Source organism: Roseofilum halophilum BLCC-M91, assembly GCF_030068445.1.
GTDB lineage: Bacteria > Cyanobacteriota > Cyanobacteriia > Cyanobacteriales > Desertifilaceae > Roseofilum > Roseofilum halophilum.
On the sequence record NZ_JAQPOK010000019.1, the window covers coordinates 1 to 15,911 of the forward strand.

Below are 15,911 nucleotides of genomic sequence, written 5' to 3' on the forward strand. Positions count from 1 at the left end.
GCCGCAGGACTTGCGGTGTCAGTCTGTGGAGCGAGTGTAAGACCAGAGCAGAGTAAATCTGTGAAGGCAACTGCTATGAAGCAGAAACCTAAATTGTGAGATTTAGGAATCACCGTCCTTCTAGGGCGGTGAGGATGTCAAGTGGTCATTGCCATTAGCCTGATCTTTGGTCTCATTGCCTACCAAATCATCTATCTTTGTGCCACCAGCAGCACCCTCCCAGAAACCATGTTTCCAGGCACTCTCTTCACCCGCCCTTGGGATCTCATTCCTCTGATCCTATTTCTAGTGGGTGGGTTCTGGATTTACCCCCAGTTCTACCAGAAATATCCCAGCCTATTTTCCCATGCCCTCATTATCAGCACCTTACCCAATGTAGCCACCCAACTGCACATGGCCTTTGGTTCTACAGCCCTCTTTGATAATCACTTTAATATCGCCCATTTTCTAAAAATTATTGCCTACTTAGTGCCCCTGGCTGGACTCATCCTTGATTATATTCATACCTACTATCATTTAGAAGAAACCAACCAAACCCTCAACACCGAAATTATCCAACGCCAACAGATAGCCGAAGAACTAAAACGATCGGAAACCCACCTGAGATCTAAAAATCAACAACTGAACCAGACCTTATCCCAACTGCAAAACACCCAAGCCCAACTGATTCAAACGGAAAAAATGTCTAGCTTGGGTCAGATGGTTGCTGGACTAGCCCATGAAATTAATAATCCCGTCAACTTTATTTATGGCAACCTACGCCATACCGAAACCTATATCCAAGACTTATTAGGACTGTTACATCTATATGAACAACATTATCCACAGCCTGATGCAGAAATTGCGACCTACATCGATCAGATTGATTTACAATTTCTAGAGCAAGATTTACCCCACATGCTCGGTTCCATGAAACAAGGCTCGGAACGGATCAAAAACCTCGTCATTTCCCTGAGAAACTTCTCCCGTTTAGACGAGTCGGACTTAAAAACCGTCAATCTCCATGAAGGACTAGAAAGTACCCTCGTGATGCTAGAACATCGTCTAAGATCGGGGATTAAGGTCACCAAGCACTATCAGCATTTACCCCCCATTGAGTGCTACCCCGCCCAACTCAATCAAGTCTGGATGAATTTGATTGCCAATGCGATCGATGCCCTCCAAGAACATCCAGAGATTGAGCATCCCCATTTGATTGTTTCCACTTTTTGCTTAAATGATTACCAAGTGCAAATCACCATTACAGATAATGGCACAGGTATTCCTGAAGAGATTCAAGCTCACATTTTCGATCCCTTTTTCACCACTAAGCCTGTGGGTTCGGGAACGGGCTTAGGATTGTCGATTAGTTATCAAATTATTCAACAGCACAAGGGAGATATTCGGCTCTTCTCCCAGAAGGGACAAGGAACAGAAGCACGGGTTATTCTCCCGGTTGAGCCAGTCCAAGGTTAAGGTCGAGTGATGTCATTTACAATACTCTAAAATCAGAATATCCCAGGAAGGGGGATATGAGGACAGCCAAATCTAGTTAACATACAATAAGAAGTTAGATCCCGTAGCTTGGCATTCCTATGACCTTACCAAACACTGGCAGCGTTCTGGCTACTCTTGCCCAAGTGAACATGATGGGGGCGTTAACCGCAAGGGTGAAAGACCTCCCGGTTAAAGAGTTTATTTGTTTACTCGATTTTATCACGGCTGAGTTTCAGCAGTTTTTAAGGGCGATCGAGCTGATCAACAATGAAGCCCTAGAAGCGATGTTGGAACAGATTCTAGATGCCCTCACCCTCAAAATTGGGCAAATTTTACAAGCCGATCGCACCCTGATTTTCTTGGTCAATGAAGATAAGGGGCAGTTGTGGTCAAAAATTAGTCAACCGGATGCCGAAAAGCCCATTGAAATCCGGTTTCCCCTCCACATCGGGATGGCCGGTCATGTGGCGATCACCGGAGAATGCCTAAATGTTGAAGATGCCCCCAATCATCCCCTCTTTCAACCGGAACTCGATAAACAAACCAATTATCAGACCAAAAGTCTTCTATGTATGCCCATCCTCAGTAGTAAGGGGCAAGTTGTTGCTGTCGTGCAACTCTCTAACAAGGGGGGAGGGCAGCCCTTTTCGGCTGAGGATGAAGTAACGTTTAAAGATTTTTCAGAATCGATCGGGATTATTCTGGAAACTTGCCAATCTTTCTATATGGCCGCTCGCAATCAACGGGGAGCCGAGGCCCTCTTAAAAGCCACCCAAACCCTGGGTCAGAGCTTGGATGTGGAATTAACCTTAAACTCTGTGATGGCACAAGCACGAGATTTGATGAAGGCTGACCGCAGTACCTTATTTTTACTCAGCAAAGAAAACCAAGAACTGTGGACAAAAATTGCTAAGGCAGATGGCAAGACTCCCCTGGAAATCCGTATTCCGACCAATAAGGGGATTGCCGGTTATGTGGCTTCGACGGGGGAGCTGTTGAATATTCCCAATGCCTATGAAGACCCCCGATTCGATCCGAGTACGGATCGGCGATCGGGCTATCATACCCGCAATATTTTATGTATGCCCGTGTTTAATTCAGCGAAAAAACTGATTGGCGTAACCCAACTCATTAACAAAGATCAAGGGAGTTTTACGGGTTCGGATGAAGAGTTTATGCAAGCTTTTAATATTCAGGCTGGCATGGCCCTAGAAAATGCCCAACTGTTTGAAAGTGTGCTGTTAGAAAAACAATATCAAAAAGATATTTTAGAGAGCTTATCCGATGCGGTGGTTTCTACGGATATGCAGGGTCGTATTGTTACCTTAAATGAAGCTGCTTTAGAGTTATTGGGGTGTTATTGGAATTCGGAAGAGAATCGCCATACCATTCAGCTCTGGGAGTCTAAGTTAATTGGACGTAAGGTTTGGGAGATTGTGCCGATTGAAAACTTGAAAATGAGAATCGAAGATAGTTTAAAAAATGGCACGAAACAATATATACCTGAGCAAGACTTAAAGGTGGGAATTTATCCGTTACATGGCGATCGAAGATGTTTTAACCTAGCCATTAAAGATGCAAGCGATCCTGATTGGTTTATTCCCTGGAACGATCCCAATGCAGTGAAAATTCCGGCTAAGGATGTGGGTAAAGTCGAGCGCAGTATTAATTTAACGGTTAATCCTCTGACGAATCCGAGTGGGGAAGTCCGGGGGGGATTAGTGGTGTTAGAAGATATTAGTCAAGAGAAGCGCATGAAGACTACCATGTATCGCTATATGAATCCGGATGTGGTAGATCAAGTGATGGCGTTGGATAATGATTCGCTGATGATTGGAGAACGAAAAGATGTGACAATTTTGTTTTCGGATATTCGCGGATATACGACGCTGACGGAGAATTTAGGCGCTCAGGAAGTGGTAACGTTACTCAATCAGTATTTTGAAACCATGGTTGAGGCGGTTTTTAATTGTAAAGGAACTTTAGATAAGTTTATTGGTGATGCTTTGATGGCGGTGTTTGGCGCTCCCCTTCCCTTATCGAATCACCCCTGGATGGCGGTAAAATCGGCTTTGGATATGCGCCGTAGATTGCAAATTTTTAATCAAAGTAGCTTTATGGAAAATCAACCCCATATTCGTATTGGGATTGGGATTAGTTCGGGGGAAGTGGTATCGGGAAATATTGGTTCTCGTAAGCGGATGGATTATACGGTGATTGGCGATGGGGTGAATTTGAGCGCTCGCCTGGAGGGGGTGACGAAGGAATATGGTTGTGATATTATTATTAGTGAAAATACTTATAAGTTGTGCGGCGATCGCCTTTGGGTCAGAGAATTGGATAAAATTCGAGTTAAAGGTAAAAATGAAGCTGTCAGTATCTATCAAGTCATTGGCGATAAACAAGTGGCTCTCGACTCCCAGCAGCAAGAGCTACTGGAGCTATACCATTTAGGCCGTTCTGCGTATATTCATCGAGACTTTAGCCAAGCCATCCACTATTTTGAGAAGGCGCAAACGATGGATACTATGGATAAAGCCATTAATATTCACATCGAACGCGCTCAGGTATATTTAGATAATCCTCCCCCAGAATCTTGGGATGGGGTGCATACCATGACCACAAAGTAAGTGATGATATGCTCTCTGGTTGTTTCGGACTGCGTCCGACATGAATCGGACTGCGTCCGACATGAAAATGTCCGCGAAGCGGATACGCACTCCTAAAGCACCAAATTAGCTCCGATAGAGGAACCCATGACCCACCCGCAAAAACTTTGAATTTATCACTGAATTACCGGTATCCTAGATCGAGGGAACTCCCCCTGTACATTCTTCTACCCTCGACCCATGAACAACACCCTGAAAAACTGTAGCCTTTTCCTCGTTGGTATGATGGGGGCTGGTAAAACCACAGTGGGTCAGGAGTTAGCGAAACGATTCAATTATCGTTTTTTTGATACCGATACGTTAATTGAACGGGTTACAGGGACAGATATTCCTCAACTGTTCGCTACCCAGGGAGAAGAAAGATTTCGGCAACTGGAAACCCAGATACTGGGGCAATTATCAGCTCAGTTGCGCTCTGTCATTTCTACTGGTGGGGGTATCGTGCTGAAACCGGAAAATTGGGGTTATCTGCGCCATGGGATTGTGGTGTGGCTTGATGTGCCGCCAGAAGTCCTCTACGATCGCCTAAAGACTGATGAGACTCGTCCCCTCTTAAAAACGGAAAATCCCCTAGAAACTTTACAGAAGTTGTGCGATCGCCGTCAATCCCTGTATGCACAAGCCGATTTACATCTAACCCTAACCGGAGCTGAGTCCCCCGAAAAAGTCACCGATACCGTTCTTACCCAACTGCCTCGGATTTTGAAATCCAATTCTGTTCACAATTAACAGTTGAGCCACTCGGCCTTCATCCACAATCAAACCTTTGTAACATCAAGGAATCTATTCATGTCCACAGCAGCAACTGACCACCTAGACGAAAATACCCGCGTTCGCGTCTTAAGTGAAGCTCTTCCCTATATCCAGAAATTTGCCGGGCGCACGGTCGTAATTAAATACGGGGGAGCAGCAATGAAAGATAGCACCCTCAAAGATCAAGTCATGCGCGATATTGTCTTTCTCTCCTGTGTGGGGGTGCGTCCGGTGCTAGTCCATGGGGGAGGGCCGGAAATTAACACCTGGCTGGGAAAATTAGGCATCGAAGCCCAATTTAAGAACGGCTTGCGCGTAACCGATGCACCCACGATGGATGTGGTAGAAATGGTGTTAGTCGGCCGGGTGAATAAGGAAATTGTTTCCTTAATTAGCCAAGCCGGGGGCCAGGCGATCGGCTTGTGCGGTAAAGATGGTAACTTGATTACCGCCCGTCCCCAAGGCCAAGAAGGGATCGGATTTGTGGGAGAAGTCAGCAGCATTGATACTAAGGTGCTAAAGCCATTACTAGAAAATGGTTATATTCCCGTAATTTCTAGTGTAGCATCTGATGCCCAAGGACAAGCCTATAACATTAATGCCGATACCGTAGCGGGAGAGTTAGCCGCCTCCTTATCGGCAGAAAAACTGATCTTGTTAACCGATACATCGGGAATTTTGAGAGATTATAAAGACCCCTCAACCCTGATCGATCGCCTAGATATTCAGGAAGCTCGCCGCCTGATTGAGGTGGGAATTGTGGCCGGTGGCATGATTCCCAAAGTTCAATGCTGTGTCCGCAGTTTGGCTCAAGGGGTGAGAGCGACCCATATTATTGATGGCCGAGTGCCCCATTCCCTGCTGTTAGAGGTGCTAACAGATACTGGAATTGGTTCGATGATCGTGGCTTAGGGAGGAATCATGGAACCGTTAGAGAGTGCCCAACAAGCCTATGAGATGGGACGGGTAGCCTTTGAACGCGGAGACTATCGGGAGGCGATCGCCGCTTTAGAGGAAGCCAAAAGCCAAGCGGCTGGTTCTTCCCCCCTAGGGGGTGAGGTGCAAATTTGGTTAGTCACTGCCTATGAAGCCGCCGGAAAACGCGACGAAGCCTTATCCCTATGTGAGACCCTGAAAAATCATCCCGATTGGCACACGCGCAAACAAGCGCGACGCTTATTGGAGATTTTGAAAGCTCCCCAATTAAATCGCCGCTCCGAATGGAATACCACCATTCCCGATCTATCCGCCATGGATGAAAGCGATCGCCTTTATCGTCGCGGAACCGGAACCACCCAGGTTAAGCCTCCCAAGCCCCAAGAAGAACTAGAACCGGTGGATCTCTCCTCCGTAGAAACAGAAGATAATCGCTTTCTTTGGGTCGCTCTAGCGGCGATCGCCCTAATCATTGGCGGGTGGATTAGCTTCGGATAGGTGGATAATGGGAACGAACAGTGCCAACACAAGATAGAGCAAATCATGGGAAAACATCGATCGATGGTTCGGATTTTCTGGCCCTTATATTTAATCTTGGCGATCGCCCTCACCGGATGCGTTAAATACGATGTGGGGGTCAACTTTCAAAGCCAGACCTACGGAGAAATGGTGCAACGGGTACAAATCTCCGATCGCCTACACGACTTCAGCCAAGTCGTTGCCGAACAATGGCTAGAAAGTTTACAACAGCGAACCCGGAAACTACGCGGCAAAACCCAACGCATTTCCGAGCGAGAACTGCTCGTCACCATTCCCTTTTATAATGGCGCAGACCTAGCCTCAAAATTTAACGAGTTTTTTAACCCCACTAACCCCCAAATCCAACCAGAGAATGAAACCCTACCCCAACTCACCTCCGAACTGAACATTGCCCAAAATAACTTTTGGGTCGCCATTCGCAACCGTTTAGAAATGGATGTAGACTTGCGATCGCTCGCCGTTCTATCCTCCGAAGGCAACGTTCTCGTCAGTCCCAGCTCCCTCTTCGATCTCCAATTCGCCCTCACCACCCCTTGGAGTGCTAAACCCATTACCAACCCAGAAACCAGCCTCACCCCCGTCTCAGACCCCGAAAATCATCAATTAATTTGGACACTCCAAGCCGGAGAAATCAATCATTTAGAAGTCATTTTTTGGGTTCCCAGTCCCATCGGTATTGGAGCATTAATCATCCTAGCCGCCGTTTTTGGCGGCATCACCCTCAAAAATTGGTTCCCTCAGAAAGGGTGATGGTGTAATAGGGAGGATAAACTTTCACCTTTCACCTTTCACCTATTCCCTATTCCCTCTATACTATCGTTTTTTGGAGATTGTCATGGAAGCCTTAACAGGAAGAAACGTATTAAGCGTTGCCGACTTAACCGTTGCCGAACTGCACGAGCTACTAGCCTTTGCAGCAAAACTTAAATCCGGAGAAATCACCTGGACTTGTCGTAAAATTCTTGGACTCTTATTTAGCAAAGCCTCAACCCGTACCCGTGTCAGCTTTAGCGTCGCCATGTATCAACTCGGCGGTCAAGTCATTGACATGAATCCCAGCGTCACCCAAGTCAGTCGCGGCGAACCCGTCGCCGATACAGCCAGAGTTTTGGGGCGGTATTTAGATATTCTCGCCATTCGCACCTTTCAACAAAAAGAATTAGAAGAGTATGCCAAAGATGCCGGAATTCCCATCATTAACGCCCTCACCGATTTAGAACATCCTTGCCAAATCTTCGCCGACTTACTCACCATTCAAGAATGCTTTGGCAGTTGCCAAGGCAAAACCCTATCCTATTTTGGCGACGGCAATAATGTAGCCAATTCCCTCCTCCTCGGTTGTGCCATGATGGGCATGAATGTCCGTATTGCCGTTCCCTCCGCCGAATATGAACCCAACCCAGAAATTGTCGCCAAAGCCAAAGAATTTGCCGGTAAAAAAACCGAAGTCATGATTACCCACAATGCCCAAGAAGCCGCCCAAGGATGTCATGCCTTATATACCGACGTTTGGGCAAGTATGGGCCAAGAAAAAGAAGCCAGAGAACGCATTCCCCTATTCAAACCCTATCAAGTCAACACAGACTTATTAAAACTAGCCGATCCCGAAGCCATTGTACTCCATTGTTTACCCGCCCATCGCGGTGAAGAAATTACCGATGAAGTCATGGAATGTTCCCAATCTCGCCTATGGGATCAGGCAGAAAATCGGATGCACGCCCAAAAAGCCCTCCTAGCCAGTATCCTCGGCAACGATGAATAGACTTCTTGCCCTTATCCTTCGACACCTGGACTGAAACAGTCCAGTAGTGCCGTAACCCTGCTAATTTGGTGCTTTAGGAATGCGAGCATCTTGCTCGCTAGGGCACACAACAGCGAGCAAGATGCTCGCACTCCTCTATTGCCTCATTTTAGTATTGTTAATTTTAATTGTTAATTGTTAATTGAAATGTCTAATCCAGAACAACTTAACCTATTCGATAACTCAAATATTGCCAGTAATTCTGAGTTTTCTTCCCTAGAATCCATTCCCAAAGATCCCAAAACTCCTATTCCCCCAGGAACTTATCAAACCCTAGACGAACTCACCCAACATTGCCAACAGTGTCAGCGTTGCGAATTAGGACAAAACCGCACCCATGCTGTTATTCACCGGGGAAATCCTCAAGCACCTTTAATGATTGTCGGAGAAGCTCCCGGACAAAATGAAGATGAGCAAGGCTTACCTTTTGTGGGAAAATCTGGTCAGTTATTAGATAAAATATTGGCTTCTGTAAACTTAGATGGTCAGCGCGATGTTTATATTTGTAATGTCAATAAATGTCGCCCTCCAGGGAACCGTAAACCCACCTCGGCAGAAATGGAAGCTTGTAAACCCTATTTGCTAGAACAAGTCCGCTTAGTGAATCCGAAAATTATTTTATTGACCGGTGCAACCGCCGTTCAAGGTATCTTAGGGGAGAAACGGGGAATTAGTAAAATTCGCGGTCAGTGGTTTGACTGGGAAGGACGGTTCTGTATGCCCATTTTTCATCCCGCTTATTTACTGCGAAATCCCTCCCGCGAGCAAGGAAAACCGAAGTGGTTAATGTGGCAAGATATTCAAGAAGTACGGCGCAAGTTAGAGGAAATCGAGAGGATTTGATGGATGTCTCCTGAATAATTGTAATTTACCAATGCTGTAGGGGCAGGTTCTCCAAGATCTCCAATTCCCATCGATAAGGCTTGTAAACCTGCCCTCCAAGCTTTTGTAGAATCGTTGCCTGGTCTCGATTTACCCAGGGGTAGGGGCGGGTTTAAGAAATCGATCGTTTTTTTCCTAAATTTCGGTAAAACCCGCCCCTACAAAATCAATCGATTGCGAATATTAATACCACTCTGCCAACCTGATAAAGTATCAATTATGGAGTCCCAACTCCTCACCTGCTATACTGTTGCTTATCCCCTGCGATGAGAAACGATTCCCTATGACCATCGCCAAATCATCAGAACGAGAAATTACCGCCCTTCCTGACCATACCCAACTGCCTGACTCCGATGGTACTTTTGTGAAAAACTTTCAGGAGCATCCCCAGAGTATTTTACTAACTGATTCGATTCAATCGACACTCGATCGCCTGCACCCAGATAAACAATATGCCATTGGTCAAGATTGTGGCATCTATTGGAGACTGACGGAACCTCCAGAAAAAGGAGCGGAATGTCCGGATTGGTTTTATGTTCCCAACGTTCCTCCTACTCTGGAGGGTAGAGCAAGGCGTTCCTATGTGTTATGGCAGGAATTTATCCCTCCTTTAATTGCGATCGAATTTGTCTCAGGAGATGGTTCGGAAGAACGGGATACGACTCCCCTATCGAAAGTGCAGAAAAAGGGGCAAAAACCCGGTAAATTTTGGGTCTACGAACAAATCATCCGTCCGGCATTTTACGCGATATATGAAGTGCAAAAAAAGAGTGTAGAGGTTTATCATTTAATCGAAGATCGTTATGAGTTAGTGGCGGAAAATGAGCGAGGTCATTATCCGATTCAACCCATGGGTGTAGAATTGGGAATTTGGCAAGGACAATATGGCAATTTGGACTTGCCTTGGCTGCGGTGGTGGGATAGTGAGGGGAATTTGCTGTTAACCGGAGATGAACGAGCCAGAATTGAACAGCAGCGAGCGGAAAGTGCTGAACTGGAATTACAGCAGGAACGTGAGCGAGCGGAAAGCGCTGAACTGGAGTTACAGCAGGAACGCCAACGGGCTGAACGACTGGCTGAGTTGTTGAGATCGCAGGGAATTAATCCGGAGGAGTTGTAAAACTGAAAGTCCTTGTTGATTGGCTTCGTGTAAAAGAGACTGCTCTTAATTTGTAGATTGTGGACAACTGCATCAAATGTTCGTTCATCAGCAACCAACTGATCCTGAGACATTTGAGTGGTGTAACGTTGAATTTTATTGATGCTTTTGAGGATACAGCGCTTCGCGCGGTAATGGGTAATGGGTAATGGGTAATGGGAAAACCATTTTTCACGCTATAATCCCCATTTTTCAGGCTTTTCATGGGAAGGCACTCAACCCTTAAACTTTCGATAACTGTACCTCATAACATCGAAAAGCGCTGTATCTGCGGGCGATCGCGACTAAGATTCTGTCTGCGGGATCTTTATGGAAGTTGTCGGGTAAAGAGGTACTGGCGATCGCATCTAGAGGAGAGAGCGGTTCAATCACCACTCCACTATGACGAGAGGCTAAGGTATACCATTGATCGATAGGCAAGGGTAAGATTAATTTTCCAATACTCGATTTAACCGCTATTTCCCAAACAGAAATGGCTGATACTAGCAGGCCATTTTGCGGTTCTTCTGTATCAATAGCCAGTTGTGCAGATACAGATAATTGGGTCGGATCGTGGAGTAACCATAACCAAATATGGGTATCGAGTACAATCATTCTCCTAATGCGTCCCAGAGTTCAGACATGGGTTCATCAAATGTATCCGAAATGGTAATCGGCATTCCTCGTAGGGGATAGTTCTTCACTGATGTATCCGAGGTTTTATAAGGAATAATACGAGCCACGGGTAAACCGCGATCGGTCAGGATGACTTGTGATTGGGTGATGTTCATTTCTTCAATAATTGCAGCCAGCTTGATATCTGTTTCCTGTAGGTTGATATATTTCATAAAATTAGCTTTGTTAGGATTTTAATCTCCTTTCAATTATATGCCGATCGCCACGGAGCCACCTTGAACAGAGCGATCGCTAGTTCTGCTAAACTAGCCATTGAAAAAATTCATAATTTGTGACTCCCATACTGAGTATTGAACAACAGAAGCGATAAAGGCCTCTATAAGTTAGTCAGTTTTTTGGGGCTGATTTTATGCAAAATCACGGATATTGTAATGAAACGTTACATTTTGATCCCCCCTAACCCCCCTTAAAAAAGGGGGGAATAAGAAAAGTCCCCCTTTTTAAGGGGGATTTTCCGCAAGCGGACATGAAAGGGGGATCTTGATCTCACGCGCTAAACCGGCGAATCCTCAGACTCAGCAAAATCACCGGCAAAATCCCCACCAGCACCAGAGCTAAAGCGGGGCCGGCTGCTTCTGCGAGGCGCTCGTCGGCAGCGAGTTGATAGGTGCGGATAGCCAGAGTATCAAAGTTAAAGGGACGGATGATTAAGGTGGCGGGCAGTTCCTTCATCACATCCACAAACACCAGGAGCGCGGCCGTTAAGAGGCTACCGCGCATCAGGGGGACATGGATGCGCCAGAGGGTCTGGGTGACTCCGTAGCCGAGGCTGCGGGAAGCATGGTCTAAATTGGGGGTAATTTTGCCGAGACTGGACTCTACGGTTCCAAAAGCGACCGCTAAGAAGCGCACCAAGTAGGCGAAAATGAGGGCAAAAATTGTGCCACTGAGGAGCAGGCCGGTGGAGATGCCGAAGGTGGCTTGCATCCAGGCATCGACCGTGTTATCAAAGATTCCTAGGGGGATGAGAATACCGACGGCAATTACGGAGCCGGGGATGGCGTATCCCATGGAGGAGAGTCGAGCGGCGCTGTTCATGGGGACGGTGGGGTTTAAGCGCACCCCATAGGCGATCGCCACGGCTAAAATCACTCCCAACAGGGCGGTAAGACCGGCGAGAATGAGGCTATTCTGAGCATAGTCCCAAAACCGACCTTGGAGGGTGTCGGGGTTGGCGATCGCCATTTGCAGCAGCAGTCCAGCCGGGAGTAAAAAGCCACAGCCAATGGGAACCGTACAGGCGATCGCCGCTAAAATTCCTCGTATTCCCCTGAAGTGGTAGGGTTGAATGGCTCGGAAGCGATCGCCCGTTTGGTAATATTTAGCTTGCTGACGAGACCAGCGCTCTAGGATAATGAGCATGAAAACAAACATCAATAAAATGGAGGAGAGCTGGGACGCGGCTGCATGTTCCCCCATACCAAACCAGACGCGATAGATACCGGTGGTAAACGTATCTACACCGAAATATTGCACCGTGCCAAAATCGCTCAAAGTTTCCATCAACGCTAAGGACAACCCCGCCATAATTGCCGGTCGAGCTAGGGGTAGCGCCACTTTGCGGAAACTTTGCCAGGGATTACAACCGAGGGAGCGGCTGGCTTCTAGGGTACAGGTTGCTTGTTCCAGGAAAGCAACCCTGGTTAATAAATAAACATAGGGATAAAGAACCAAACTGAGGAGAATAATAGCGCCAAGGAGCGATCGCACGGGAGGAAACCAGTAATCTTGCACCGTCTCCCAGCCGAATAAACCCCGAAGTGTGGTTTGCACCGGGCCATAATATTCCAGAAACTCGGTATAAGTATAAGCTAAAACATAGGCAGGAACCGCTAAGGGAAGCAACAGCGCCCATTCAAACCAGCGCTTTCCCCAAAACTCGCACATCGTCACTAACCAGGCACATCCCACACCAATGAATAATACTCCTGTTCCCACTCCCACCATAAGGGCAAAGGAATTGAGCAGATAGCGAGGTAAGACTGTTTCCATCAGATGGAACCAGATCTCTTGGGTGTTGGTGAAACTACTGGCAACAACACAGAAAATAGGAGTTGCAATTAACAGGGCGATCAGTATAACGGCGATCGTCCATCCTTTAGAAAACCCGATCGTCATTAATCGAAGAACTTTACTCATCTGCAACCTCATCAGGGTTAATGCCATTTTCCAGGAGCAAGCGTCGATACCGTTCAGCCTGTTGTTGTTGCTCGTCCGCTCGCTGTCGCTCCCGTTCTTCTGGCGTAGGAATCCAGTTACCTGAAGCATCATAGAATCGTAACCAGAGGCGATCGATCTTTTGATACGAGCCTTGCCATAATCCTAAACCTATTCCCAGGTGTGGTAACCACAAGCGATTATCCGGTACTTGTAACTCTTGATAGCGCTTCCCTTGGTGATGAAAGGCTCGGAAAGCAGTATTGTCGAGATCGTAAACCACATAATAGGGCACTTGCAGAATTTCTTCATACACTTGCCATTTGGTTGGAGGTTTATTGGGTTCAGGTTCAGTTTCTCCCAAGTCTTCTTTTTGGGTACTTGCAGAGAGCAGTTCTACGACAATAAAAGGATTAACGCCTTCTTGCCAGATCACATAACTAAGCCGTAAACCCTGTTCTTCCTCAAAGTAGGGGACTCCCACGACTCCAAACCAGTCGGGACGCTTGTATCGCCGCGTATTATTCGGGTCATAATAGATATTGAGATCCATGGCCGCAAGTACCCGTTCTGAGGAATAGGTGAACGGTTGAAAAGTTAAGCGCAACAATTCAGATTGTAGGGGATGGAATAGATCGGGCAAACCGGACTCTCCTACTTCTTCACTGGGTAAATCATACATTGTTGGTAGGGTAGTTTGCTGTTTTTGAGAAAGGTTAACCATATTCGTATTACCTTATTAAGAATTCAAATAATTGTTCATTGTTCATTGTTCATTATAAAGCCGATCGCCTTCAATTAGAGTATGCACTTGCCAATCGGATGAAGGTTGGGGATAATCGCTGCGATAATGACCGCCTCGACTTTCGGTGCGAAAGGCGGCACTTTTGAGAATCCAATAGCCAATATCTAATAAATTTAGGGTTTCTGCTGCTAATTTTAATTGAGTTGCTGTTTGTTCAGAGGTCAATTTTAGGTTTTCATTGGGGGATAAATTCTGCAAATATTGGCCGATCGCACTTTCCCTCACCTCAGAGCGCCAAGCACTCACTGTCCCTATCCCTTCCTCTAGTATGGACTGTTGGCGAGAAATGCCTGCACAACGCCACATCAGAGCCGGTAATTGTTGGCGAATCGAAGCAATAAAGAGTCGATCGGACTCCCAGTCTACGGTTTCTGTTCTCGGAGTGGGAAGGGGAGCATCGGCAACCGGTTCAATCTGTAACTTCTCTAACTGGGCAGCAAAGACGATACATTCTAGTAAAGAATTACTCGCCAAACGATTGGCTCCATGAACCCCCGTACTTGCCGTTTCCCCGATCGCATATAATCCCGGTACAGAAGTTTTCGCCATCAAATCTACCGCCACTCCTCCCATCCAATAATGGGCTGCTGGCGCAACGGGTATGGGTTCTGCGAACACATCAATGCCCCATTGCTGACACTTTTGGATAATATTGGGAAAACGATAGCGTACTTTTTCCGGGGCGATCGCCCGCAAATCCAGATAAACCGTCGCCCTCACCGGATCGGGGGCCGTTTTCTGCAAATGATTAAAAATCGCCCGACTGACCACATCACGGGGCGCTAACTCCCCCCTGGGGTCATAATCAAAGGCAAACCTGCGCCCCTGTTGGTCAATTAAATAAGCCCCTTCTCCCCGCACCGCTTCACTAATCAGAAAATGGGGCGCTCCCGGTTTACTCAGGGCAGTAGGATGAAACTGGACAAACTCTAAATCCCGTAAAACCGCCCCTGCCCGCCAAGCTAGAGCCACCCCATCCCCCGTACTCACGGGCGGGTTCGTCGTTTGGGCAAAGATTTGGCCGCCGCCTCCAGTCGCTAAAATTACCGCATTGGCTCTGAGCCAGAGAATCTGATTCTCCCACAGCAAACTAATCCCTTGAATCGCAGCCCCCGGTGCATCTTGCCATAAACTGAGGGCAAAAGCTTGGGAGAAAACCTGAATATTGGGTCGTTCCGAGACTCTCGCGGTGAGGATATCAATAATGGCGCGGCCGGTAGTATCTTGGGAATGGAGAACCCTAGAGCGAGAATGGGCGGCTTCTAGGGTAGTGGCCAGTTTATTATTTTTGCGGTCAAAAGCCACACCGAGTTCCAGTAAAGAGTCGATCGCCTCTGGAGCATGGCTGACTAAAAATTCTACCGCCTGGCGATCGCACAAACCCGCCCCTGCCTGTAACGTATCTTCCCGATGCAGTTCTGGCGAATCATCCTCGGCGATCGCCGCCGCGATCCCCCCTTGCGCCCATTTGCTCGAACCGGTGCGAAGTTTATCTTTCGTCACCAGTAATATCCGATAGTGTTTCGGTAAACAGAGGGTAGCATAGAGTCCCGCAGCTCCGGAACCCACCACAATAATATCAAAGGCTCTAGAGGGCATAGGGGGCGTTGAATGGGGGCTATTCAATCGTTTCTCCCAGATATAAACAGGTTTGGCGATTTTCCTATTCTATCGTCTTGCCACCCTTTAGAAACTCGGTTTCTTTGTGGAGTGGGGAATAATTTCCATCTAAAATCGCCATTTCCACGAAGGCAAAAGGCAAGAGAGGAGAGGACTTAGGTGGGAGTCTTTCAGTATTAAATTCTGTACAGCTTACTCATCAGAATTTTGGGTCTGAAACCCCGTCCTTCTAGGACGGCTTTGTGGTATAATAGCGTTGGTCAATGACCCACCCGCGACGCAGACGTAACAGAAAGACTTTACGTGACGAAATCGGGTTTCAACCCGTGGCGCATAGAGCTGCGGTAGACCGGGAAAAGAGGATAGGGCACTAAAAAGTCTAAACTGTAAAAGTTTTAACCCTAGAATCAAACTTAAAATTGGAATTTCCCATTTGAG

14 protein-coding genes and 1 pseudogene are annotated in these 15,911 nt (G+C 47.0%); 9 read left to right on the top strand and 6 right to left on the bottom strand.

Going from position 1 to position 15,911, the window contains the following annotated elements; genetic code table 11:
- Positions 1-141 precede the first annotated feature (141 nt).
- The 9 genes from PJF56_RS02805 to PJF56_RS02845 all read left to right on the top strand — a co-directional run bounded on the left by PJF56_RS02805 (position 142) and on the right by PJF56_RS02845 (position 10,177).
- Positions 142-1,455: a sensor histidine kinase gene (locus PJF56_RS02805; protein WP_283761121.1), complete on the top strand. Its 1,314-nt coding sequence runs from the start codon at positions 142-144 to the stop codon at positions 1,453-1,455.
- A gap of 119 nt (positions 1,456-1,574) precedes the next feature.
- Positions 1,575-4,106 carry an adenylate/guanylate cyclase domain-containing protein gene (locus tag PJF56_RS02810; protein ID WP_283761122.1) on the top strand — a complete coding sequence of 844 codons (2,532 nt, stop codon included), beginning with the start codon at positions 1,575-1,577 and terminating at the stop codon, positions 4,104-4,106.
- 219 nt (positions 4,107-4,325) lie between these two features.
- Positions 4,326-4,874, top strand: coding sequence for a shikimate kinase (locus PJF56_RS02815; protein WP_283761123.1), 549 nt, complete (start codon positions 4,326-4,328; stop codon positions 4,872-4,874).
- Between the two features lie 60 nt (positions 4,875-4,934).
- A complete protein-coding gene (gene argB / locus PJF56_RS02820; protein ID WP_283761124.1) occupies positions 4,935-5,810 on the top strand; it encodes an acetylglutamate kinase in 876 nt (291 codons plus the stop codon).
- 9 nt (positions 5,811-5,819) lie between these two features.
- Complete coding sequence (locus tag PJF56_RS02825) at positions 5,820-6,332, top strand: tetratricopeptide repeat protein (protein WP_283761125.1); 513 nt, start codon at positions 5,820-5,822, stop codon at positions 6,330-6,332.
- Positions 6,333-6,395: 63 nt separating this feature from the next.
- Complete coding sequence (locus PJF56_RS02830; RefSeq protein WP_283761126.1) at positions 6,396-7,124, top strand: DUF3153 domain-containing protein; 729 nt, start codon at positions 6,396-6,398, stop codon at positions 7,122-7,124.
- An 85-nt stretch (positions 7,125-7,209) separates the two neighbouring features.
- The gene (argF, locus tag PJF56_RS02835; protein ID WP_283761127.1) at positions 7,210-8,136 is read left to right on the top strand and encodes an ornithine carbamoyltransferase; all 927 of its coding nucleotides are present in this window, start codon (positions 7,210-7,212) and stop codon (positions 8,134-8,136) included.
- A gap of 186 nt (positions 8,137-8,322) precedes the next feature.
- Positions 8,323-9,018, top strand: coding sequence for a uracil-DNA glycosylase (locus PJF56_RS02840; protein ID WP_283761128.1), 696 nt, complete (start codon positions 8,323-8,325; stop codon positions 9,016-9,018).
- Between the two features lie 322 nt (positions 9,019-9,340).
- Entirely contained in the window at positions 9,341-10,177 is an 837-nt protein-coding gene (locus tag PJF56_RS02845) for a Uma2 family endonuclease (protein WP_283761129.1), read from the top strand.
- Positions 10,178-10,236: 59 nt separating this feature from the next.
- Here PJF56_RS02845 and PJF56_RS22010 read toward each other — a convergent pair.
- The 6 genes and pseudogenes from PJF56_RS22010 to nadB all read right to left on the bottom strand — a co-directional run.
- Positions 10,237-10,359: pseudogene (locus PJF56_RS22010) on the bottom strand (hypothetical protein); the annotation flags it as partial.
- 79 nt (positions 10,360-10,438) lie between these two features.
- Positions 10,439-10,810, bottom strand: coding sequence for a type II toxin-antitoxin system VapC family toxin (locus tag PJF56_RS02850; RefSeq protein WP_283761130.1), 372 nt, complete (start codon positions 10,808-10,810; stop codon positions 10,439-10,441).
- Complete coding sequence (locus PJF56_RS02855) at positions 10,807-11,043, bottom strand: type II toxin-antitoxin system Phd/YefM family antitoxin (protein WP_283761131.1); 237 nt, start codon at positions 11,041-11,043, stop codon at positions 10,807-10,809. The genes PJF56_RS02850 and PJF56_RS02855 overlap by 4 nt, the downstream gene beginning before the upstream one ends.
- 334 nt (positions 11,044-11,377) lie before the next feature.
- A complete protein-coding gene (locus PJF56_RS02860) occupies positions 11,378-13,030 on the bottom strand; it encodes an ABC transporter permease (RefSeq protein WP_283761132.1) in 1,653 nt (550 codons plus the stop codon).
- Complete coding sequence (locus PJF56_RS02865; protein ID WP_347179425.1) at positions 13,023-13,730, bottom strand: Uma2 family endonuclease; 708 nt, start codon at positions 13,728-13,730, stop codon at positions 13,023-13,025. Before PJF56_RS02865 ends, PJF56_RS02860 begins: the two co-directional genes overlap by 8 nt.
- Before the next feature lie 84 nt (positions 13,731-13,814).
- A complete protein-coding gene (gene nadB, locus PJF56_RS02870) occupies positions 13,815-15,452 on the bottom strand; it encodes an L-aspartate oxidase (protein WP_283761134.1) in 1,638 nt (545 codons plus the stop codon).
- Positions 15,453-15,911: the final 459 nt, after the last annotated feature.